Below are 24,948 nucleotides of genomic sequence, written 5' to 3'. Positions count from 1 at the left end.
GCAATGAGTTTTATTCAAAAGTGCAAGCGTGCTATGTACGCGCTTACCTCTCGTAAAGTTATGATTGTAATTGGCTTTATAGCGCTCTTCTTATTGATCTGGTTTGGCGGTCCATTGATCTCTATTGCTGATTACACTCCTTTGGCAAGTGTTGCGGCACGCGCGATTCTGATACTCGCTATTCTATTAATTTATACCTTAACCAAGCTATTGCATCTAAGAAAGCAAAATAAACGCAACGAAAGCATGGCCGAAGAACTAATTGAGGTTGATGAAGGTGCTGGTGATGAAATCCAAGAGGAGATCAAAACATTAAAAGCACGTATGGTTGAGGCGATTGAATTACTTAAGAATGCCAAGTTATTCAATGGACGAAACATCTACCAATTGCCTTGGTATATCATGATTGGCCCTCCTGGTGCTGGTAAAACAAATATCATCAATAACTCAGGTCTTGATTTTCCGTTAAAAGATAAGCTTGGCACTGATTTAGTGCATGGTGTTGGCGGAACGCGAAACTGTGACTGGTGGTTCACCAATAAAGCCGTGATTATTGACACTGCAGGGCGCTATACAACACAAAATAGTCATGCTCTACATGATGCGAAAGCATGGCAAGGGTTTTTAGGCTTATTAAGAAAGTACCGCCCGAAAAGACCTATTAATGGTGTGGTGATTAGTATGGGCATCTCTGAATTAATGAACCAAACAAAAACAGAGAGAAACTTACACGCACGCGCCATTAAACAGCGCTTACAAGAACTACAAAGTCAACTTGGAATGACATTCCCCGTGTATGTTATTTTATCAAAAGTTGACCTAATTGAAGGGTTTAGAGAATTCTTTTGTGAACTCAGCGATGAAGAGTGTGAGCAGGTTTGGGGTGTTACCTTCGAACTTGATGCTAACTCTGACAATCAAATGGATGCATTTAATAAAGAGTTTCACGCGCTTATCTCTAATTTAACAACATTACTTAATCGACGTTTGATCAATGAACATGATCTAACGAATAGATCGAAGATCTTTGAGTTTCCTAAACAGCTTCGTGTTTTACAAAATGTAGGTTACTCATTCTTAAAAGAAATTTTCACACCTAATGCATACGAAAGTCTGCCAATTTTCCGCGGTGTTTATTTAACAAGTTCGACTCAAGAAGGCGTACCTTCAAACCTGTTAAACGAGCAAAGTTCGGTAAAGAAAGATTATATCAATCAAACAAGAAGTTTCTTTATTAAACGCTTATTAGAAAAAGTCATTTTTCCTGAGCAAAACTTAGCAAGCACTAACAAACACCATGAAAAGCAGAACAAGTGGCTACGTATATCTTGCTTAGTCGTAACGAGTGTCGTTTTATTAGGCTTGAGTATTTCATGGTATGTGAGCTTTTCGTGGAATAATGAGCTTATCGGTAAAACCGATAATGCGCTCAGTGAGTATCAAGCTCTTGATCAAAATACGGTCGATAAAGCGAATTTAATTGTGCTAAATCAGCGCTTTAATATGCTTAAAAATTTCCCTGTTAATCAGTTAGAAGCCGATGATTTTGAAGCGTATGGCTTTAGTAAAGTAGAACCTCTTACAGAGGCTTCACAGAAAGCATATATACGTTCATTAAAAACATACTTAGAGCCTTACTTATTAAATGCACTTACCTCTGAGATGACAGAGCAGGCTGATTATTTAAGTTATCTCTACGAAACCTTACGTTGTTATTTAATGTTCTTTGAACCTGAGCATTACAATAATGAAGATGTGCTTGCTTGGTTTAGTGCATATTACGAGAGAAACTTACCAGGTGATGTTAATTTCCAAACGCGTGCTGAATTATTTGAGCATACAAAAGCATTGTTAGAGCATGGTTTCTCTGAATCAGAAATTGATCATCAAGCCGTACGATTAGCGCGAGCTGAGTTAACTAAGTTACCTATTGCTGAACGTGCTTATCAAAGGTTACAAGCTGACTTTATCGACAGCAGCATTCCACCTTTCAAATTAACTGACATTATCAGCTATGAAAGTGCGAAACAGTTTAGCTTCCAAAACTCAGAATCAATCATGAAAAGTATTCCAGGCCTTTACACCTATAATGGCTATCATGGCATCTTCAATGTCGAGAAAAGTAAGATGTTGGGTAATTTGATGGCAAGTAGCTGGGTTTATGGTGAAGAAGCGTCAGGGACCTATGATATTTCGAAAGCAGATATAGAGAAAAAGCTTGAACAGAAATATTTCCAAGATTACATCTATTATTGGCGCTCGTTTATTAATGAGCTTACGCTAAATGAGTTTAACTCGCCTAATGAAGGCGTCAGAGTTACTGATGTGTTAGCGGGTCCAGAAACCCCAATAAAAAATATCATTACCACAGTACAAAAGAATGTGCGTTTAACGAAGCTACCTATCTCAGAAAATCAAAAAGCAGCCGGTAAGGTTGCGGCGAATGCTGCTGAAGTTGCAATGCATACTAAGGCTAATAGACTTAAGCGCTATTTGCCAAATGAAGCACCACAGTTTGATATAAAGCTTCCGGGTTATCAGGTTGAAGAAGCTTTTAGTGATATTTTAGAAATTGATGAGCAGCAACTTGAACAGATTCAAGCAAGTTTAAGAGAGTTAAATATTTACTTAAATCAACTTGATAGAGGCGGGTTACTAAAATCATCTGTAAAAAATCAATTAAGTGGTAAGAGTAAGCCTGAGTTCCTTAGTCAATTAGAGTTCCAGAGTAAAGGGTTACCTTATCCTGCGAACAACTGGTTATTGAATATCAGTCAAGATACATCAAATATAACCAGAAGCAGTGCAAATCGTCACTTGAATGAAATATGGAAAAGTACTGTATTACGCGAGTACAACGATGCAATTGTTGGTCGTTATCCGTTTGTTTCGACTTCATCTAAAGAAGTAAATCTTAAAGATTTCTCAGACTTTTTTGGCCCAGATGGCACAATCGATAGCTTTTTTAATACTTATATTGCACCAAGTGTCGACACCAGTAAGAGCCCTTGGCGATTCGAAAAGAATATTGGTGTAAGCAAGTCAGCATTAGAAATGTTTGAAAAAGCCGCCAAAATTCGCGAAGTATTTTTTGATGGTAACAGCAAAACACCGCGCATTGAATTTGGTTTAAAACCATTAAAGTTAGATCAAACAGTTTCCAGTTTCATGCTAGAAATAGATGGGCAATCAATGATTTATCGTCATGGTCCACCTAAAGTTAAAAGCATCGTTTGGCCTGGTGATGTCGCTCAAAATAAAACCCGTATTGTGTTTACTCCACCATATGGAGGACGCACTATTAATGCCAGTTACGAAGGTGAATGGTCTTTGTATCGTATGCTAGACGACTTACAGGCGAAAAGAGCACAGACAGAAAAGGATTTGCAGCTGCAATTTTCATTGCAAGGAAATAATGCGACGGTTGAGTTACTGCCGAAATCGATTAGACATCCATTCTGGAACGCAAGTATAGAGAGTTTTTCATGTCCGACCAGGCTTTAAAGTTAGGCTACTTGGGTAAGGTCCCCTTTCTGGGCGACTTTGTCCAAGATGGTATTTGTCAGCAATTTAGTGAGCATTGGGAACATTGGTTACAAGCTGCTATTGCTGTAAGCAAAGAGCAGCTCGGTTCACAGTGGCAGGAGCGATACTTGACCAGTCCTGTATGGCATTTTGCATTATGTGAAAATGTTGTCACTGAGGATAGAAAAGTAGGCACATTACTGCCAAGTGTTGATGCCGTTGGCAGACATTACCCGTTTACCGTCGTGATAGACACGCAGCAGTTACCAATGAAGGCTTTACATTCAAACTTGCTTTCATTGGAGTACGAAGATGCGGTGCTATCAGTGCTTGAAGAGAGCGTTGACTTAAGTGTGTGGCGTAAAAAAGTGCTGGGTACATTACAAAATACGCCTGTGGTGAAAAAACGTTTTAGTAAGCATACTTCACCAGATGAGAATAAATCAGCGATAGCTTTTGAGTTTCAAGGGGTTGAGCTTGGCGACGAATCATTAGAGGACATTTTACATAGCTTACTCACAAGTAAGTATGGCGATTACAGTGTTTGGTGGACACATGGTTCGATAAACATTAAACCAGTGGTATTTATTACTGCTGGATTACCGCCTGTTAATCAGGTTGCAGCAATGCTAGATGGCCGATGGCAGCATTGGGAGTGGAATTATACTCAGGTAAGAGAGCGTGAATAAAAATTATACAAGTTATGCGGTGTCTCATCGAGGTGCAGTAAGGCAGTTAAACGAAGATGCTTATGTTGAGCTAAATAAGTTTAATATTTGGGTTGTCGCTGATGGTATGGGTGGCCATGAGGCTGGTGATTTTGCAAGCCAAATGGTTGTTGATGTTATTAAGAATGAAGTTGAATCATTACCAGCTTCTTCCATATCAACAATCATCCTTATTAACGCGATAAAAAAAGCAAACCAAAAGTTGTTTGAGTACAGCACTGACTACCTATCGAATAAAACCGCAGGGAGCACGGTCACTGTTTTGCTTTTGAAGGATGACAAATACTATGTACTTTGGGTGGGTGATAGTCGCATTTATCTATACCGTAACGGCGGCTTATCACAAGTCTCTCGGGACCACAGTCAAGTCAATGACCTTATAGATGAAGGTGTTTTATCTGAAGCAGAAGCAAGGCATCACCCTTTAGCGAATGTGATAACACGTGCTGTAGGTGTGCAAGATGAAGTTGATGTTGATTTTAAAGAAGGTGATTTGCGCAGCGAAGACATTTTTTTGCTCTGTTCGGATGGCTTAACTGGAGAATTGAACGACTCAGAGATAAGTCTTGCGTTAGAACCAAAAAATATTATTGATTCTGGCATGGCACTAATTCACTCTTCGCTTGTGCGTGGCGCAAAAGATAATGTGACATTTATTTTAGTGAAGAATGAAGGGGTTAACTCTTGTGCTAATCAAAAGTTAACGCTTGATGATTTGACTATCCCGATGTTGTCAAGAAAGTAAGTTTTGTTATTTTTATTAACTCCATCATAAATATGGTTTTATTATTTATTTTGGTTGTTATAATTGAAATTGTGTATTTATAAGAGCGATGTTCTCTTGTAATCTTAAATAAGAAATGTAATATACCATATCGTTTCTTTTTTAGGTGTAAAATGGAAGGTAATAAAGGCAATGGAATGTTCACACTTGAAGAATATATAGCCCCTATCTCAGAAGAGCATTTTGCGGGTATTGAACCTCGCTCAGATGTGTCTCCAACATCAACGTATTATTCTCTGAAAGATTTAAGAAATCAGTTGCGTGCAGCTGAGCGCTTAGCGCTTGTTGATGATGAAGGAATTGCATCTATAGCACGTGATTGGTTGCCATTACTTGACCAATGTAGCAATGCGTTAAAAACCGAAAGTAAAGATATTGAATACTTAGCTTGGTTCATTGAAGCAATGTGTAGAGTACACGGTTTCAAAGGCTTAGCCTTTGCTTTTCGTGCCGCGCATGAGCTAATCGAAAATCATTTCGATGAATTATACCCATTACTGGATGAAGACGATGAGATATCCGATAAAGTCTCTGCATTAATAGGTTTAAATGGTGTTGCGAGTGAAGGTGCGCTAATTATCCCTATTAAAAGTATTCCACTGACAGAAAGCCATAACTATGAACCATTTACTTTCTGGGAATATCAACAAGCTTACGACACCTCTAGGTTAAGTGACGAAAAACGTGAAAAGAAAATAGCGCAAGGCGCTATTGATTTTGATGTCATCGAAAAAGGCGCCCAAGAAACGCCCGTTGAGTATTTTGTTGATTTAAAGAATGGCATTGAAAATGCGCTGACAGAGTTTTTACAACTGAGTGCATCACTTGATAAAGCAACAAACCAATCACAGCCAACTTCTTATATTAAACAAGCGCTTGAACAATGCTTAAATGCTGTACTTCATCTTGGTGCAGATAAGCTGTCTGCGCTTGAACAGCAAGTTTTAGAAGAACAACAAGATATTGCTGAGGAAGATGAGTCTCAAGAGTCATCTTCTGCGAGCACCAGCAAAAGTGATAATGGTGCAATCACCAGCCGTGAAGGCGCAATTAAAAAATTACAAGAAATAGCTCTCTACTTTAGAAAGACAGAACCACATTCACCTATGTCTTATACCATTGAGCAAGTTATTCGATGGAGCGAATTGTCGTTACCAGAGCTATTAAATGAATTAATAACCGATAGTGATGCTAGGACTGGATACTTTAAGCTGTCTGGCATCAAAGTTAGCGAAACAGAAACCGAGTAAAAGGAGTTTTGAATGAGTATCCACGACAAATTAAAACGTGTTCGTAAACCACGAGTCCACATTACCTATGATGTAGAAACTGAAGGCGCAGTTGTAAAAAAAGAACTCCCTTTTGTTGTTGGTGTAATGGGTGATTTTTCTGGCCACAATAAAGAAGTATTAAAGCCATTAAAAGACAGACGATTTATTCAAATTGACCGTGACAATTTCAATGATGTTTTAAAGAAAATGAGCCCTTCGCTACAGTTAAATGTAGACAACACTTTAACGGATGATGGCTCACAATTCAGTGTTGATCTGAACTTTAAAACGATTGATGACTTTGAGCCTGCGGCTGTTGTTAACCAAGTTGAACCACTACGTAACCTAATGGAAACACGCAACAAGTTACGTGACTTAATGACAAAGATTGACCGCTCTGAAGAGTTAGAGAATGTGTTAGAAGAAGTACTGAGCAACACAGCGAGTCTTGACTCTATTGCGAAGGAATTAAAAGTTGAGGAGTCTGAAAAATGAGCACCGAAACGTTAGCACAAGATGTAGAAAATACAGCAACAACTGAGTCGGCGTCGTTATTAACGCAAGCGATTGGCGCAACAAAACAAACTGATGCAAGCAGAGCTGAAGAGTTATTACGTACGCTAACTGAAGAAGCATTGAAGGGCACTGTGCAATGGAATAAAAACATGACAGTGACGTTTAATGAAGCCATTCAGCTGATTGATCAAAAAATATCAAAACAGCTCAGCGTCATCATGCACCACGAAGACTTTCAAAAGCTTGAAGGTTCATGGCGTGGTCTAAGTCACTTAGTGATGAACTCAGAGACCAGCTCAACGCTTAAAATACGCGTGCTTAACATGAAGAAAAAAGAACTTCATAAAGATTTAAGTAAAGCGGTTGAGTTTGACCAAAGCCAGACATTTAAAAAGATTTATGAATCAGAGTTTGGTACACCAGGTGGTGAACCTTACGGCACGATTGTTGGTGACTTTGAATTCACAAATCACCCAGAAGATGTTGAAACATTAAGCTTAATGTCTAATGTTGCAGCAGCAGGTTTCTGTCCGTTTATTTCTGCGTCATCACCTTCTTTATTCGGTTTTGACAGCTGGGAAGAGCTAACAAAGCCTAGAGATCTAGAAAAAGTATTTGAGTCACTTGAATACACTAAATGGCGCTCGTTCAGAGACAGCGATGATTCTCGCTTTGTATCGCTTACTATGCCACGCTTCTTATCTCGCTTACCTTACGGTGCGGCGTCTAAGCCAGTAGAAGAGTTTAATTTCGAAGAGTTCACAGTTGATCCGATTGATGGCCGTTCTGTGAATACTGATAACGGTGATTACTGTTGGAGTAATGCGGCATACGCAATGGCGACCAACATGACAAAAGCGTTCTCTCAGTATGGCTTCTGTACAGCTATCCGCGGAGCGGAAGGTGGTGGTAAAGTTGAAGGCTTGCCAACCCATATTTTCACAAGTGATGATGGTGATCCGGATCTTAAATGTCCAACTGAAATCGGTATTACTGACCGTCGTGAAGCAGAGCTAAGCAAACTTGGTTTCTTACCGCTTTGTCATTATAAGAATACTGATTATGCGGTATTCTTTGGTGGCCAGTCTTGTCAGAAGCCACAAGTTTACTCAACGCCAGATGCAACAGCAAATGCTGCAATTTCAGCACGTCTACCATACTTGATGGCAACATCTCGTTTTGCTCATTACTTAAAAGTAATGGCACGCGATAAAATTGGTAGTTTCATGGAAGCAGAAGACGTTGAGTCTTGGTTAAACCGTTGGATCCTGTCATACGTGAATGCGACTGAGGGTGGTGGTCAAGATATCCGTGCGCGTTACCCATTAGCGGATGCAAAAGTATCTGTAAAAGAAATACCAGGTCAACCTGGTGCGTACAACGCAGTTGCGTGGTTACGTCCATGGTTGCAAATGGAAGAGCTAACTTCGTCACTAAGATTAGTAGCGAAGATCCCTGAGATTGGCTAATACCTATGTGCATTAAGGATGATGCAAAATGAACTCTGAAGAGTTTTCATTCATAGAATCAGATGCTGTATTGAATCGCAATACAGCATCTAATATTTGTGATAACAGTGCTTTATTGGAACGTTTTCTCAATGAGAAAGACACCTATAAGGCACTGTTGCTATGGCTTGAAGGCTCATCAGATTCACCATTAATATGGAACAAAGAATCAGTTGGTTCATATTTACAACATACCATTGTCAAAATAGACGCACTTATATCTAAGCAATTAGATCAAATTTTACATCACCCACAATTACAACGCTTAGAAGCAAGTTGGCGTAATTTGTGGTGGTTAGTAGGACAAACCGAACTTCACGACAAAGAAAAAAAAGTGAAGTTGCGTGTACTTAATTGCGATTGGATTACGCTATCTCGTGATGTAAATAAAGCGATCGACTTTGATCAAAGTAGTTTCTTTCAACTTATTTATCAAAATGAATTTGACCGCCCAGGTGGAGAGCCATTTGGTGTGCTTATTGGTGATTATGAAATTACCAATGGGTATACAAAAGGGACGATTTATAACGACATAGATACGTTAAAAGAAATATCTAAAGTAGCCGCTGCCTCTTTTTCACCTTTTATAAGTTCAGCTTCGGCAAACTTATTCGGTGCCGATAGTTTTGCTGATCTTGGCTATTACTTCGATTTGTATAATCAATTCGAACAAGTTGAATATGTTAAATGGCGAAGTTTTCGGCAGATGGAAGATTCACGCTTTGTAGGGCTTGTTTTACCCCATGTGCTGGCGCGTGCCCCCTATAAAAATGATGGCACTCGCAACCAAGATTTTGCTTATCAAGAGCGAATAACCAGCCCTGAAACCGAAATGCTTTGGGGCAATGCAGCTTATCAGTTTGTATTAACGCTTGTTCGTGCTTACTCAGAAAGTGGCTGGTTTGGTCAAATTCGTGGCATTGAGCCAGGTAAGGTTTCCAAAGGCATCGTCACAGGGCTTACGAAAAACTATTATTCGACAGATGTTTACAGAAAAGAAGCAAAACCACCGCTGGATTTAATTGTAACGAGTAAATTAGAAAAACAATTTTCAGAGCTGGGTTTTATCCCTGCATCATCTGTGACGAATACTGAGCACTTAGTTTTTTATAGTAATGCTTCGGTGCAACAGGCTAAGTACTACGACAGTGAAGTTTCAACAGTCAATGCGCGCCTGTCATCCATGCTGCAATATATTTTATGTGTGTCACGATTTGCCCATTATTTAAAATTACTTGCCCGCGACCGTGTTGGCTCGTACAGCACAGCCCAAGCATGTGAGCAAGGGTTGCAATCGTGGGTGAATAATTACACTACGGCGTCTGACTCCGCGTCGGAGCATATTCGTAGTAAATACCCTCTTGCGAATGCAAAAGTGAGAGTGACCGAAAATAAATCGAGGCCAGGGCATTATTTTTCAGTTTTGCAACTACAGCCGCATTTTCAACTTGATCAAATGATATCGAGTATCAAATTAGTGACTGAGCTCAGTCCTCACCACCAAATAAAGGAATAAAAATGAGAGAGATCCATGCACTCATCAGAAACGGAAAATTAAAAGAAGCACTTGAGTATTGTGCTGAAAAATTAAAAGATGATCCGCTTAATTTTGACATCAGAAGTGCCTACACGGAATTGTTATGTGTAAATGGTGAATTAGAAAAGGCAGATAAACAGCTTGATTTTATGGTAACCAAGTCACCAGAATTTGCTGTAGGTGCTGTTAATTTAAGACACCTGATTAGAGCAGAGCAGGCAAGACAAGACTTTTACGCGGGTAAAGCTGCACCCAAGTTATTTCATGATGCAAATGAGCTAGATGAAGCTTTTCTGGAAATGCACATCAACTTACTAGCTAACGATATTGATAAAGCTACTGAGATTGCAGCGCAAGTTGAGCAGCTTCGTACTAACACAGTTGAAGATCAACAAGCTGCCATCCGAGACCTAGATGATTCGATTAATCCGTATTTAGAGATACTTGGAACGAATGGTGAGTTTTATTTAGCTCGCTTTGATGAAATTGAAAAGCTTGAGTTCGAACCTGTTGATTCAATTGTTGAACAAATTTGGTTGCGCGCTGAAGTTATCATCAAAAATGGCCCAAGTGGTACAGCTCATATCCCTCTCGTTTACCCGTATTCTGAAACGGAGCTTGAGAAGCTAGGGCAAGTGACTGAATGGCAAGAATTAAGCGAAAACTTGATTCAAGGTAAAGGAATGAAAATGTTTTATGCAAATGATGAAGCCATTCTTATTTCTGACCTTGGTCGTTTCATCGCTTAACGAGTGTTCGCATAATCATGATTGAAAGCAAACAGTCGCTCAAAGCTTCGATTCTAGACCGTTTAATTGACGATGAGCCTGAAATTCAGGAGTCGCCACAAAGAACGGATGGAATTAGTCTATCTCAGTTAAAAAATTCAGTGCGACGAGATATGGAAGCTTTGCTTAATGCTCGTATTCAATGGCATACATGGCCTAGTCAGTATACTGAGCTTGCGACATCTTGCTTATCTTATGGGCTCCCCGACTTTTCGAGTATGTCTGTGAGCTCTCATGAGGGGCGACTCGTGTTGTGCGAAAAAGTACGCGATGCCATTTTACGATTTGAGCCGCGTTTCATTGAAGTTGAAGTGTTAGTTGACGAAGAGTTGCCAATTAATCGTGTGTTAAACCTAAGAATAAATGCATTGTTATATGCCGATCCTGAGCCTGAGTTTATTAGTTTTAACTCTGAGGTTGAGCCGGTTAGCCTTGGCATGAAAATTTTCGAGTCTTCACTATGAATGATGAATTATTAAAATATTATAACCGTGAGTTGGCGTATGTTCGCCACTTAGGTAAAGACTTTGCTGAGAAATACCCAAAGGTTGCTGGAAGGCTAAAACTCAGTGATGAAACGATTGAAGATCCTCATGTTTCAAGGTTGGTTGAATCATTTGCGTTTTTGACAGCCAACATCAGACAAAAGCTTGATGATAGTTTTCCTGAACTTACAGATGCACTATTAGGTCAGCTCTATCCTGATTACCAAGCACCTATCCCTTCACTGTCTGTTATTAAGCTTGAGTCAGAAAACTTATCGACAACAGGTATCGTCATACCGAGAGGAAGTGAAGTCGAAACCAATGTTGAAAACATGAAGCAGTGTAAGTTTAAAAGCTGCTTTGACACCAACCTCTGGCCAGTTGAAATCACGGCGGCTCAATTTGATAATAGTCCGTTTATTGCACCAAAACCAACTTGGAATGAGCCTGCAAAAGCCATTTTCAAAGTACAGCTCACAGGTGAGTACGAAGGAGTACCGCTGCATGAGACTGAGCTTAATAATCTAAAAGTATTTATACATGGGCAGTGGCATTTTTCATTAAAAGTGTACGAATTATTATTCAAACACTGTATTGGTATTGCCGTTGATAATGGCGATGAAGGTGTTCACTATCTGTCAAATGAGCATTTAAAGCCTGTTGGTTTTGAGCACGATGAGGCTGTAGTGCCTTATTCATTACGCTCTTCATCTGGCTTTAGGTTATTGGTTGAACACTTTATTTTTCCTGAAAAGTTTAAATTTTTCGAATTACAAAATATTCGTCATGTGTTGCCGCGTGATTCAAACACAACGACCTTGTATTTCTATTTAGATACAGAGTCTACAGAGCTAGAAAAACAAGTTGATAAAGACATGTTCTTATTGGGATGCACACCCATTATTAATATGTTTGAACAAGAAATTGAGCCGATCAGACCTGAGCTAAGTGAATACGAGTACAAGCTTGCACCACGTTATATCGATTCTGAAATATCTGAAATCATAAGCATTGAAGAAGTCGTGGCATTTGACCATAAGGGTAATAAACAAATCGTTACGCCTTTTTATGGGCAAACACACCCTAAATATCAAGAACATAAAGATCTATTTTGGCATACACGCCGTGAAACCGCTTTATGGGCTGGCGGCTATGCAGAGGCGGGGACAGAAACCTATTTATCTTTGGTTAATGGTGGCTTTGAAAATAGTGCCCAAGAGCTGAGTGAAGGCAATAGTGTGTTAACCGTGCGCGCTCAATGCAGTAACCGAAATCTGCCAGCAAGCTTACCGTTTGGTGATGATGAGCTTGGTTTGTCTATGCCAAAACGGGGTGATGTAATTAAAAAAATTAGGTGTTTAGTGGCACCTACTCACGCAGTCAGACCAGTATTAGGAAGTAGCACGCGTTGGCAGCTAATTAATCACCTCACCATTGATTCATTTAGCGGTGAAAACGCAGTCGATAAGTTGAAAGAAACACTTAGATTATATGATTTCAAAGCAACGCCACAATCAAAAGGCATGATCGATAATATCTACAATGTAAAAATTGAGCCTGCAACGGCGCGTGTAGTGCAAAATGGTCGAGTGGCGTTTGCATCTGGCACAGATATCGAAATTACCTTTGCAAATGATGATTTCTCGGGCAGTGGTGTATTCTTTTTTGCATCTGTTTTAGATTGTTTTTTCTCACAATTTGCTTCAATTAATAGCTTCACCCGTTTGAGTTTAAAACTCAAAGAGCAAGATCGAGTTTACCATCAATGGCCTGCTCGGGTTGGTTCTGGGGTTTTACTATGATTGATAAGTTACTGCACAGTGCAACTCAAACTGATTTTTATAAAGCGGTGTTCATTATTGAATCACAGTTACAAGAATCTGCGCAGCAGTATCGTAAGGTTGGCTATGACAGTCATCCTAAGCTAGAACTTATTCGTTTTTCGGCCACTCAAAAATTTGGTTTTGCCGGCAACGCGATCACAAATCTAAAGTCATCAGGAACATACGAAGGCGCCACAAAATTTAATATGGAAGTCTCATTTATGGGAATGACGGGATGCTCTGGTGCGTTGCCTCATTTTTATAGTGAGTTGGTGATGCAAAGGTTGCGCTTTAAAGACACAACCATGCGTGATTTCTATGACATGTTTAATCATCGCTTAGTCTCTTTATATTATCGTGCTTGGAAGAAGTATAAGCCCACACTTAACTTTGCCAATAAAGAGCATGACCAACATACAAAGATCTTATCTTTGTTAAGCGGTGGTCGTGCCCCGCATCAGTTGTATTTTGGTGGTTTATTTAGCCGAAGAGCACGTAATGCTGCTGATTTGCGAAATATTCTCGCTTTCTATCTCGATTGTGATGTTGAAATCGCGCAGTTTGTTGGCCAGTGGCAACCATTAAAACAAAGCGAACAAACACAAATAACCAGTACGGGTTTTAATGCAAAGCATGCGCGTTTAGGTGTAGATGCGATGGCAGGAAAGCAAGTATGGGATATTTCTACAAAAGTGAAAGTGATTGTTAAACCAAAAGATGCAAAGCAAACAACGCGTCTTTTGCCGCGCAGAGATTTATACGATCTTGCACACAAAATAACGAAAGATTTTCTCGGTAATCAAGTTCAACATGAGCTGGTTATTAAGTCGAATTTTTATGAATTAGATGCAACACAACTAAAAGAAGAGCGTTTTCAATTAGGCTGTAATAGCTTTCTTTTACCGCAAAGTGGTGTTCGTAAGGGAAACGTCACTGAGTTGTCGTTTAAAGGATAAATAAATACAAGGAAATATTATGTCTACCATGACACTAAATAAACTAGTTGAAAAGCTAAGTCCTGAATGTAAAAAAAGTCTTGAGCTAGCTGTTGCTATTTGTAATAGCCGCAGCCATTTTACTGTTGAACTAGAGCATTGGATTTTAGCATTGCTTGAACAGCAAGTTGATGACCTTAGACTCATTTTAAGTGCTTACGATATTGATGAAGATAAACTGAAGCACGACTTAAATAAGTCACTTGAATCGCATAAAACAGGGTGTAACTCATCACCTAGTTTATCAATTCATGTAACAAGCTTATTGAAACAAACTTGGCTAAGTACAAGTATTGAGTTTACAGACACACAAATACGCAGTGCCTACATTATTTATACGCTAGTGAAAGACGATACGTTAGCAAGCGTTGTCAGCCGTTGTAGTAAAGAGTTCAATAAAATAGATGCAGGGCAACTTTTACATGCTTGGCCAGAACTGGTTACTAAGTCGAATGAGGTAAACCCTGCTTCACAGACACAACACGATGCGCCGGTAAATGTGTCATCGAAAACACCTAATCTGGATCAGTTTACAGTTGATTTAACGGCGCAAGCTAAAGCAGGCAAGATTGATCCTATCTTAGGCCGCGATTTTGAAATCCGCCAAATGGTCGATATTCTTACCCGCCGCAGACAAAACAACCCAATTTTAACGGGCGAAGCTGGGGTAGGTAAAACTGCGGTAGTTGAAGGTTTAGCACTGCGTATAGCGCAAGGAAGTGTTCCTGAAGTATTAAAAAATGTAAAAATACATACTTTAGATCTTGCACTATTACAAGCTGGCGCAGGTATGAAAGGTGAGTTTGAAAATCGCTTAAAGTCACTTATTTCAGAAATTAAAAATGCCCCTTACCCAGTTATCCTTTTCATCGATGAAGCACACACTATGATCGGCAGCGGTGGCCAAGCGGGTCAAAATGATGCGGCAAATTTATTAAAGCCTGCACTAGCGCGTGGTGAGTTAAGAACGATTGCTGCAACAACATGGGCTGAATATAAGAAGTTTTTCGAAAAAGATGCTGCATTAGCAAGACGTTTCCAAGTCGTTAAAGTGGAAGAACCAACACCAGAAAAAGCCATTGCTATGTTACGTGGCTTAGTGCCAGTGATGGAAAAACACCATAATGTATTTATTTCTGAGCAAGCATTAGAAAGCGCTGTTAACTTATCTCACCGCTATATCATTGGCAGACAACTGCCAGATAAAGCGGTCGGCTTACTGGATACTGCATGCGCGCGCGTTGCTATGAGCCAAGCATCTAAACCTAACTCGATCGAAAAGCTAGAAAACGAGCAGTCAGAAATTAAATCTCAAATTGCTATGTTAAGCCGTGAACAGCGTACAGGCCTTGATCACAGCGAGATACTTGCAACACTAAACGAAAAAAGTGAGCAAATCTCTCAGCAGCTTGAACCTCTAAAAGAGCAATTTGAGAGTGAAATGTCATTAATTAAAGACGTAAAAGAAGTACTTACTGCGCTTAACGATGATGACAATGACAACGCTGAGGAAATTCAGAAACTGCAGCAGTATAAAGAGAACCTTGCACAATTTGATTCGAATATGGTGCATTGGCAAGTAGATGATGAATTAATTGCCCAAGTTATTTCTGATTGGACTGGTATTCCTGTAGGTAAAATGCATGAAGATGAAGTTATCAGTGTTTTAAAACTTGCTGATACCATGAAACAACGTGTTGTAGGCCAAGACCATGCGCTCGATCTAATTGCAAAAGTTGTGCAAACATCGAAAGCACACTTAGCCGATGAAAGCCGTCCTAATGGTATCTTTATGTTGGCAGGCCCAAGCGGGGTAGGTAAAACAGAAACTGCGCTTTCTTTAGCGAACGAAGTGTATGGTAGTGAAGAAAATATCACCATCATTAATATGTCTGAGTATAAAGAAGAGCATAAAGTGTCGCTGTTACTTGGTTCTCCTCCTGGTTATGTTGGCTACGGTGAGGGCGGTGTATTAACAGAAGCTATTCGTCGTAAACCTTATAGCGTAATTTTGTTAGATGAAATAGAAAAAGCACACCCAGGTGTTCACGATATTTTCTATCAAGTATTTGATAAAGGTACAATAAAAGATGGTGAAGGTAGAGATATCGACTTCAAAAATACCATCATAATCATGACTTCAAACGTGGGTACCGACACCACAATGAGCTTATTTGAGGATGAGGAGACTGCACCAAGCATTGCCGGTCTGCAAAAAGCATTACAAAATGATTTGTTAGATGTGTTTAAAGCAGCATTCCTTGGTCGCATAAATGTTATTCCTTACATTCCACTAAGTAAGAGCACTCTTGCAGATATAGCAAGACTGCAATTGAATAAAATATGTAAGCGAGTCAAGAATAATTATAATTCTGAGCTTGTATACTCTGATTGCGTTATTGATTATATAGTTAGTAATTGCAATGACTCTGGTTCGGGTGCTAGGAATATACATACATTGTTGCAAAATAATGTATTGCCACTTTTATCGAAGAGATTACTTGATAACATAGTTTCAGGTGAGCAGTTAAATGAGATATCATTATTTATTAATGATGGTAACTTTGATTTTAAAGTAAGTTAATTATTAATCATAAGTTTTCTTGTTTCTTTTTTTGAGTCGGATTATAATTTCTCCGTCTTCATTAATTGATGGAACATTGAGACATTGTCTTCGTCTAGGGAAAGGATTGAGAAGACCCTTTCGTTGCGCAGTTAAAGATAGTGATTTCAAAGGAATTTTGGGTAACCAAAAGTAAATAATCCAGTTTAATGGATAAAATTTATAAATTAAAAAGGAGCATTATCATATGCAAGCAAATACATATTTAAAATACGGTTCAATTAAAGGTGAAACTACAGCTGAGTCTTTCAAAGACTTAATCACGGTTTTATCACTAGATTGGAATGTAAGTCGTGAAATTTCAGCTCACACAGGTACAGCAATGGACCGTGAGTCTAGCTCAACTCGTTTAGGCGATGTAACTATCACTAAACTTCAAGATAAAGCGTCTCCGGACTTATTCAAAGAAGCAACTATTGGTAAAGGCTTACCAGCTGTTTTCCATATCACTAAACAAGGTGATAAAGTTGAAGAAATCATGAAAATCGAATTAACAGATGCAATGATTTCTAGCTACTCTGTATCAGTTCAAAACGATCGCCCAATTGAAACTATCACTATCAGCTACACTGAAATGATGATGACAGTGACGCCTACTGATGATAAAAACAACATCACTGCACCACTTGTTTATGGTTACAGTGGCGTTAAAGGTCAGCAAATGTAATTTTTTGCAAAACCGACTAGCTCTGAGTTTTACTCAGAGCTTTTTTGATCTGTAGGAATAGGAAGCAAGGAATGCAAAAAGCAACACAAGATAAAAATGTAATTCAGATAAACACCCCAGCAGGCAAAGACGCACTGTATTTGACTCGACTCGTCGCACAAGAATCGATGTCAGATTTGTTTGTGATGTCAGTGAATATGTTTACTATTGGGACGCAAATCGCACATGAAGATCTTGTTGGTAAGCCTGTTTCCATAAAAGTTCGAAATGCCGACGGTGCAGGTGAGCGATACTTTCATGGTATTGTTAGCCAGTTGGTATCTAACGGAAGCCGCACGGCTGATGTAGACGAACAAAAGAATTATATTGATTATCACGCAACGATTGTTCCTTACGCAGCGTCAATGCGTAACAGAAAAAACAGTCGTATTTTTCAAAAGAAAACCATTCAAGATATTTTTGCTGATTTATTTGGTCAGCATAATGTTGCATTCAAAGATAACACCACTAAAACGTACCCTAAGTATGAATATTGTGTTCAATATCAAGAATCTGACTTTGACTTTATTCAGCGATTACTACAACAAGAAGGGATTTTTTACTTCTTCGAACACAGTAAAAGTAATCATACTTTGGTTCTTGCCGATGATATCACTGCCTATGAAGAGTGCGCAGAGGCTAAAGTTGTGTTCAGCTCTGGCCATTTAAGCGAGTCTCATGTCAATAAATGGCAAGGTGGCTTAAGTTTAGCACCTGGCAGCTACAAACGAATTGGTTATGATTTTAAGCAACCGCCAAGATACCCAGATGGTGATCACGCTAAAGCTGATTTACCCACTCAGTCGGTTGCAGAAGTATTTGAATACACAGGCGAAGCAGAAACGCATCCTCGTGCTGCAAATTTAGCGGCACTGCAGCTAGAGTCACTCCAGCGAAATATGAAATTAAGTAGTGGTCGAAGTGACTGCCGATCTTTTTCTGTTGGTAAACTGTTCAGTTTTAAAAAGCATGAAGATCCGCGTCTAGAGGGCAAAACATTTGCAATTACCTCATTGCTAACCGCGATCACGGTGCCAAACCAATCTGGCGGACAACAATCTCAAACTGAAGAAGTTTTTTCTAACCACTTTGAGTGTGTTCCAAAAGATGTGCCTTACCGTGCAGCCCATATTAAAAATAAACCTGTTATAAACGGTGTACAAACGGCCATCGTGACGGGTGACAGTGCCGATGAAATTATGATCGACCAGTATGGTCGTGTAAAAGTGCAATTTGATTGGGACCGTGAAGGTAAAAAAGATTCTCAAAGCTCGTGTTGGATTAGGGTTGCTCAAAATTGGGCCGGTAAAAAATGGGGCGCATTCTTTTTCCCTCGCGTTGGACAAGAGGTGTTGGTTGACTTCATAAATGGTGACCCTGACCAACCGATTATTAGCGGCGCGGTTTATAACGCCGATCTAATGCCTCCGTATGCTTTGCCTGCTGAAAAAACACAAAGTGGTATAAAAACTCGCTCTACAAAAGAAGGTGGGGCCGATAACTTTAATGAGCTGCGTTTTGAAGATAAAAAAGGCAGCGAATTAGTTTACATGCAAGCAGAAAAAGACAAACAATTGTATGTAAAGAACGATCAAAAAGAAAAAATTGATAACGATCGTTTTCTAGAAGTTGGCAACAACGATGACGCGAAAATAAAAGTAAATCGTACGGTTGATATTGGCGATAATGACACGTTAAAAGTGGGTAAAACACTTAATATTGAAGCTGGAAAAGAAATCGTTATTAAAACGGGCTCAGCAAAAATAACGATGAGCAGCAGTGGTAATATTGCCATTGAAGGCACAAATATTGATATTAAAGGCAGTAATGTAAAAGTAGATGGCAGTGCAATTACACTCTCTGCCGGCATGATTAAGCTGAATTAAGCTATGGAACTGATTACAACTTTTCAAACAGGTGCTGTTCATGGAGCTGCTAGCAGCGGCTTTACAGTGTATTGTCGCTATGGTTTACCGCATTTAGTGTGTTTATCGGTAAACCGTCCGGATGATCCTTTTTTGAGTCTGCCAATTGATTACTTTAAAGGCCATGATGGTTATTTTGCTGAGCAATTTTTTTATAACCTTCATCCTAATTTGAACAGTAGTAATGTGCTTTCTTATGTATATCAATATGCGACACAGACCAGCTCAATCATAAACGACTTATCTTATGATGACATCGTAGAAGAGCTAGCGAAGCTTGTGAGTGTTAATAAGTTACAAGTTATCCCTCTGTACGATTAATGGATGTGAAAACAAGGAATAGGTTATGGGTAAACCCGCTTCAACAATTGGTCATATGCACCTTTGTCCTAAAGTAACTGCAAAAGTTCCTCACGTTGGTGGCCCTATTGTGGCGGGTTCATCAAATGTATTAATTGGTAGTATGCCAGCAGCAAGAAAAGGCGATATGCTGATTTGTGTTGGCCCTCCTGATAGCATCAATAGCGGATCATCTACCGTTAAAATAAACGGAAAACCAGCGGCTAGAATGGGCGACGGAACGTCTCATGGCGGCAAAATTATCGTTGGTAATCCCACCGTGTTGATCGGTGGTTAATCATGCTTGCTATGTTGCTAAAAGCGCATTCAAATACTTTAAATCAACTACACAGTGCACAACAGAATCCTTTTTATTCTGTTGACTATTTGATGCAAGCTCGTCAGCAACTCATATTAAAACTTCATGCTTACGATTCTGATATTCTGCAAGTTACATTGTCAGCCGCCCACTTACTGCAAGCTCTTCGAGACTTGAATACTGGCGAAGTATTAGCAAGCACATTAGCTGAAGCATGCTTGGTCACGTTATTAACGTCACCTAAAAAGTTAACTCATGAGTGCGTAGCGCAGTTAAATGAAAGTGACGAAAAAGAGCTGCCAGTTAAACAGCTACTCGTTGAAAAGTTAGCAATTTATCGTGGTCGTACACAAACGGCTTATGCGCAGACATTTGATGCACTTAAGCCGATTTACTTTAGTCAGTCTGCTCAGCATGTTGAGTTATTTAAAGCATTTAAACAAGCCGTTATAGAATTACCAACAACAAAAGCGTTGTTTAAAACCACGAACGATTTTGCTGAGCTAAATTTAATTAATTCACCGTTAATGTCTGCTTATTTATTATTGCTAGATCAACAACGCGTGAATCATGTATGCAACTTTGCAAGCCAAGCGCTGTCTCGAGAAGAGGCGTTACAAGTGATGCTACATACAGGCATGCCTAAATATGTTCCGTTAGTTGTGTCGTTATTATCGGATGTTGAGGATGCAGAGCCACTTATTAATGGTATAAAGCGTTGTTTAGGGGCTGAATTAGATAATTTAGTGACCTATGAAACTCAAGTGCAAGCACAAACAGATGCGCAAGCAATCGTTGATTTCCAACAGCAGTTTAACCAGCATTGGCCTGAGCACGAGTCATATTACGTTGGCAAAACTTTAGTATATGGCTATGCATTAAATCAACCGATTGATAGAGTAAAACAGCAAGGTGTTGATCAACAAAGCTGGCAAGTATTAGCAATTTTAAATGCGCTTAAGATGGATAGTAAAAACTATCAAGAGAGTGTTCATTGAGTGCATTTAAAATTAACATCGATCAGTTTGAAACGCCGTATAAGCTCAGTCCTGAAGAATTACTATTAGAAGGTGGTTCTAGTGAAGGCTGTATAGTTCCTTGGCATTCAACTGATGCGTTTGTGTACGACTGCATCATGAAAGCTAAGTCTGTTTTTAAAACGGATTTCGCGCAAAATGGCACTGTAATGTGGCTTTTGCCAGCGTTGCCGTTCCAAAGTGAATTAAAAACACTTTTTGCAACGAGCTTACAGCAATGCTTTGGCACGCCCTTAGAACATCTGTTTTTTGAAGGTTGCCATGGTATACATTCAGCACTAATGCTGGCTCAAGAGAACAACCTTGAAAATGTAACAGTGATTGCCATTGATGGTGTTTTTAAGGCAAATAAGCGCGAACAGTTTGATTATTTAGGTGTTGCAGCATGCACGGCTAATATTGAGTTTATAAATACTGGTTGGGTGTTACAATCAGCAGAGATGGTTGCTTCGATAGACCTTGCCAAGCATAACCCTATTCAAGGGGAGCTAAAGCGTGTTTTATCGCTTAATGAGCAGCCAATAGACATAATTTTCGCCCCAGGAAATGGCGTAGAAAGTGATGACTGGTTAAATTATTTACCAGTGTTAAGTAACAAAATTAATGAACAGACGATTTTTCAATTACCTAATTATAAATTAGGAAAACTAGGTGCATTAGAAGGGATTATCAATCTTGCAACGCTGACAAACAGCCCATTTTATAATGACAGTTTGTCTCAGGCGTTAGTGATAACTCAAGAAAGTAACAAGTACCAAGCCGTCGCGTCATACTTATGGACAAGTAAGGAAGTGTGCAACTAATGGATAGCAGAGCAGTTGTTTTACAAGGAATAAGCTACCCAATTTGTGTGGTGTTAGCTAAGCAAAAAGCCCCCAGTGGCTTTGAGCCTGTTTCGACTAGCACGCCTGATAGTGCGTACAAGTACGTTGCTGAGTTAGGCACGGCATTAAGTGGTGATGCATCGAAACGTTTAGATCTCATTCAACTACTACAAGCTGCGGGTATTCATTGTCCAAGGCAAGCATCTGCGCGTGAAACCGCCACCGCCTTAGTGAGTGCGCTTACCTCTGGCGCAGTGAGCTGTTACCGACAAAAAGCTAAAACAGTTATTCAAGTGAGCGATAATACTCGTCCATCGCAAGCCAAAAAATCACAATCACAAAGCAGCTCAAGTAGTGGTAAAAAGGCAACGCAAGCACCTGCAAGTAATAGCGGGGGGGCAAGCAATGCCACTGCCAGTGAAACCCCAATTACAGAGCAAGAGTGTCGTTCAGACCCTGTTTCAATGTTGACGGGCGAGGAAATATTGCCATTAGTGGATTTTACGCTCGCTGCGAATAAGCCACTTAATTGGCGACGTTTGTATCGCTCATCAAAGTGTAATCAACGCTCATTGCTTGGTAATGGTTGGCGCCATGATTACATGGTGAAATTAACAGAGCATTACTTACCACCCCCAAAAGTTGGCCCTAAGAAAAAAGGCACTTACTGGTTAGAGTACCATGATGAACATGGTGCGACTCATCGATTTGAAAAAGTAAAACCAGGCCAGTCTAGCTACCAGCTGAGCAGTAACCTTGCCTTGCATTACAAAACAAATGGCAAACAAGTGTTGGTAACACCGAATGACCATCACTTAACGTTCATGCCTAGCGAGTCTGCGTGGTTACTTGAAAAAATCATTAACGAAAAAGGCCAGAGCACACGTTTTTATTACGACTCTCAAGAGCGCTTAGAGCGTATTGAGGTGAATAAAGCACGTGGTTGCGTTTTAAAATATAATAAACAAGGGCTGCTAAAAACAGTTCATGCTTATAGAACAAATGAACACAATAAGCTTGTTCTGATTGATCAGCCTCTGGCACGTTATGAATACGATGAACAGCAAAATTTAGTTGCTGCAACAAACCAACATGGTGAGCAAGAGCGCTATGAGTACAATGCTGCGCATTTATTAATAAAGCGGACCAGAGCAAGCGGTTTTAGTCATCATTTTGAGTGGGATTCATACGGTTACGATGCCAAATGTATAAAACAATGGGGTGATGACAATACCTATTGCTATGAGTTTGAGTATCAAGGGAATAAGACAACCAGTATCGACTCTCGCGGTAATCAAGAGCATTTTGTTCATAACGAACAAGGTAAATTGATTGAGCATACGGATGCCAACGGTCACACCACAACCTACGGATACAATACGCTTGGACAAAAGCTGACACAAACAGACCCCTTGGGTAATCAAACTCAATATGCCTATACAGACTATGGTCAGCTTGCCTCTGTCACTCAACCTGATGGTACTCGTACTCAGTTTGGCTATAACCAACTCGGCCAACAAGTGTTAACTATCTTGCCAAATGGCGACAAGATCCAACGTAAGTACAGTGCTTCTGGATTACTGCAAAGCGAAACCCTAGCAGATGGTCGAATTGCGCTTTATAGCTACGATCAACACGGTAACTTAACGCAACATATCACGCCTAACGGTCATGTTTTAAAATATACGTGGAACGAGCATGGTGAGTTACTTGCTAAGCAGCATAATAATGAGCTTATTCGTTATAGCTACGATAACTTAGGCCGCATTAATGCAACAATAAACCAAGCAGGGCTGCTTACTCAGTATAAATACAATGAGCAGGGGCAACTTGTGCAAACCACCGCGTTTGCTCAAAATGATCCAGAAAATAAACAACAGCAATACTTTACATACGATGAAGCGGGTAGGTTAGTTAGCTCACAAAACAGCAACGGCGATACCACAGAGCAACACTTTGAAGGGCTGAGCCAGCCGCATTGTGTTATTCAACCCGACGGCAGCGCACTGCATTTAACTTATGATAAAGAGCGCAACTTAACGGCAATTGAGCGCAGTGACGGCCATGTATACCGTATAAACTACGATGCAAATGAAAACCCGACTCAAGTAACGGGGTTTGATGGCACGATACAACAATACAAGTATGATGCTTGTAATCGCTTAGTGTCAGTAACACAAAGCGATAAACGCCATGTAAAAATTAAGCGTGACAAACTAGGCCGCATAATTTCGCAGCACGCAAGCCTTGCCACAGGCAAACAAATCATTAATAACGCTAACCATTACACCTACACGGCAGAAGGTAAAATAGCGCGAGCTCATAATGCGCAATCAACGATAAAACAAGCGTTTGATAAGGGCGGGCGATTAATTAGTGTTGAGCAAATTCATAATCAACATCAAACACATAAACTTGCATACACCTACGATGACTATGGTAGAAGACAGTCTCTCACTCTGCCAGACTCAACAACACTTGATTATCACTACAATGAATTTGGTCAGCTTAGTGCAATTCAAGTAAAACAGGCCAGTGGCGATTTAACAAAACTGGTTGAGCTTGGTTACGACAGCCAAAATAACATTCAAACACAGCTCTTTGGTAATGAGGTCACCCTTACTCAACAGTTTGATGTATTCAACCGCTTAACACAGCAGCAGTTAACCCATCCTGCGCAAGCACTATTCGATACCTGTACATACAATTACGACAGTGTTAACCAGTTAATTGCGCGTAAAGAAGAAGGGGTTAGTAGTCATAACATTAATTTTGAATACAACAGCCTTGGCCAGTTAATTAAGCAAAACCTAGCAAGCGCTGAGGTTGATACGACTACCCAATACCAGTGGGACAGCTTTGGTAACCCTGTTAGCCAGTCAAAACTAACAAATGGCGAATTAACCGAATCGCAACCTGATACCAGCGATGCAATTAATCACGTTGAAAATAACGATTCAGCGTATACAAATGATGTTATTCACAACGAATATAGTGATTCGATTGCGGCATCAGATAGTAACTTAACCGATGATACTGTTATTCAAAGCGCAACCGAGGCCGACCGCCTAACACACTTTGGCGACAGCGACTTTCATTATGATGAATGTGGTAACCAAATTCGTGAAACCGGTAAAGGTATTAAAACGCACCGTGAATACAATGCGTTCAACCAATTAAGCAGCTTTAACAACAACGGTACGCTCACGCATTAC

At 39.8% G+C, this 24,948-nt stretch carries 19 protein-coding genes; all 19 read left to right on the top strand.

Going from position 1 to position 24,948, the window contains the following annotated elements; translation table 11 throughout:
• Positions 1-3: 3 nt before the first annotated feature.
• Positions 4-3,504: a type VI secretion system membrane subunit TssM gene (tssM, locus tag NYF15_RS00390; RefSeq protein WP_371352394.1), complete on the top strand. Its 3,501-nt coding sequence runs from the start codon at positions 4-6 to the stop codon at positions 3,502-3,504.
• Positions 3,486-4,214 carry a type VI secretion system-associated protein TagF gene (gene tagF / locus NYF15_RS00385; protein WP_371352393.1) on the top strand — a complete coding sequence of 243 codons (729 nt, stop codon included), beginning with the start codon at positions 3,486-3,488 and terminating at the stop codon, positions 4,212-4,214. Before tssM ends, tagF begins: the two co-directional genes overlap by 19 nt.
• Entirely contained in the window at positions 4,207-4,998 is a 792-nt protein-coding gene (locus tag NYF15_RS00380; RefSeq protein WP_130151808.1) for a Stp1/IreP family PP2C-type Ser/Thr phosphatase, read from the top strand. Before tagF ends, NYF15_RS00380 begins: the two co-directional genes overlap by 8 nt.
• Positions 4,999-5,174: 176 nt before the next feature.
• Positions 5,175-6,287 (top strand): type VI secretion system protein TssA, encoded by a 1,113-nt coding sequence (gene tssA, locus NYF15_RS00375; protein WP_130152420.1) that lies wholly within the window; start codon positions 5,175-5,177, stop codon positions 6,285-6,287.
• A gap of 12 nt (positions 6,288-6,299) precedes the next feature.
• Complete coding sequence (gene tssB, locus NYF15_RS00370; RefSeq protein WP_062567659.1) at positions 6,300-6,803, top strand: type VI secretion system contractile sheath small subunit; 504 nt, start codon at positions 6,300-6,302, stop codon at positions 6,801-6,803.
• Positions 6,800-8,293 carry a type VI secretion system contractile sheath large subunit gene (gene tssC, locus NYF15_RS00365; RefSeq protein ID WP_062567658.1) on the top strand — a complete coding sequence of 498 codons (1,494 nt, stop codon included), beginning with the start codon at positions 6,800-6,802 and terminating at the stop codon, positions 8,291-8,293. Before tssB ends, tssC (NYF15_RS00365) begins: the two co-directional genes overlap by 4 nt.
• 28 nt (positions 8,294-8,321) lie before the next feature.
• Positions 8,322-9,848: a type VI secretion system contractile sheath large subunit gene (gene tssC, locus NYF15_RS00360; protein ID WP_130151807.1), complete on the top strand. Its 1,527-nt coding sequence runs from the start codon at positions 8,322-8,324 to the stop codon at positions 9,846-9,848.
• A gap of 2 nt (positions 9,849-9,850) precedes the next feature.
• Entirely contained in the window at positions 9,851-10,618 is a 768-nt protein-coding gene (locus NYF15_RS00355; protein WP_371352392.1) for a type VI secretion system accessory protein TagJ, read from the top strand.
• Between the two features lie 17 nt (positions 10,619-10,635).
• On the top strand, positions 10,636-11,121 hold the full coding sequence (tssE, locus tag NYF15_RS00350) for a type VI secretion system baseplate subunit TssE (RefSeq protein ID WP_062567655.1): 486 nt from the start codon (positions 10,636-10,638) through the stop codon (positions 11,119-11,121).
• Complete coding sequence (gene tssF, locus NYF15_RS00345) at positions 11,118-12,944, top strand: type VI secretion system baseplate subunit TssF (RefSeq protein WP_237119167.1); 1,827 nt, start codon at positions 11,118-11,120, stop codon at positions 12,942-12,944. Before tssE ends, tssF begins: the two co-directional genes overlap by 4 nt.
• Positions 12,941-13,921, top strand: coding sequence for a type VI secretion system baseplate subunit TssG (gene tssG, locus NYF15_RS00340; RefSeq protein ID WP_062567653.1), 981 nt, complete (start codon positions 12,941-12,943; stop codon positions 13,919-13,921). Before tssF ends, tssG begins: the two co-directional genes overlap by 4 nt.
• A 19-nt stretch (positions 13,922-13,940) precedes the next feature.
• Entirely contained in the window at positions 13,941-16,544 is a 2,604-nt protein-coding gene (tssH, locus tag NYF15_RS00335; protein ID WP_130151804.1) for a type VI secretion system ATPase TssH, read from the top strand.
• Between the two features lie 226 nt (positions 16,545-16,770).
• Entirely contained in the window at positions 16,771-17,250 is a 480-nt protein-coding gene (locus tag NYF15_RS00330) for a type VI secretion system tube protein Hcp (RefSeq protein WP_062567651.1), read from the top strand.
• A gap of 71 nt (positions 17,251-17,321) precedes the next feature.
• On the top strand, positions 17,322-19,175 hold the full coding sequence (locus NYF15_RS00325; protein WP_130151803.1) for a type VI secretion system Vgr family protein: 1,854 nt from the start codon (positions 17,322-17,324) through the stop codon (positions 19,173-19,175).
• A gap of 3 nt (positions 19,176-19,178) precedes the next feature.
• Positions 19,179-19,535, top strand: a complete 357-nt coding sequence (locus NYF15_RS00320) for a hypothetical protein (protein ID WP_062567649.1) — start codon at positions 19,179-19,181, stop codon at positions 19,533-19,535.
• A 25-nt stretch (positions 19,536-19,560) separates the two neighbouring features.
• On the top strand, positions 19,561-19,851 hold the full coding sequence (locus NYF15_RS00315; RefSeq protein WP_130151802.1) for a PAAR domain-containing protein: 291 nt from the start codon (positions 19,561-19,563) through the stop codon (positions 19,849-19,851).
• 2 nt (positions 19,852-19,853) lie between these two features.
• Positions 19,854-20,870, top strand: a complete 1,017-nt coding sequence (locus NYF15_RS00310) for a hypothetical protein (RefSeq protein ID WP_371352391.1) — start codon at positions 19,854-19,856, stop codon at positions 20,868-20,870.
• The gene (locus NYF15_RS00305; RefSeq protein ID WP_371352390.1) at positions 20,867-21,712 is read left to right on the top strand and encodes a hypothetical protein; all 846 of its coding nucleotides are present in this window, start codon (positions 20,867-20,869) and stop codon (positions 21,710-21,712) included. Before NYF15_RS00310 ends, NYF15_RS00305 begins: the two co-directional genes overlap by 4 nt.
• Positions 21,712-24,948: DUF6531 domain-containing protein (locus NYF15_RS00300; RefSeq protein WP_371352389.1), on the top strand; the 3,237-nt coding region annotated here is incomplete at its 3' end. The genes NYF15_RS00305 and NYF15_RS00300, both read left to right, overlap by 1 nt.

It is taken from the genome of Pseudoalteromonas sp. 68 DY56-GL68, from assembly GCF_041414825.1.
Lineage (GTDB): Bacteria > Pseudomonadota > Gammaproteobacteria > Enterobacterales > Alteromonadaceae > Pseudoalteromonas.
The sequence above is the reverse complement of the archived record's forward strand: the minus strand, read 5'-3'. Positions and strand labels throughout refer to the sequence as shown.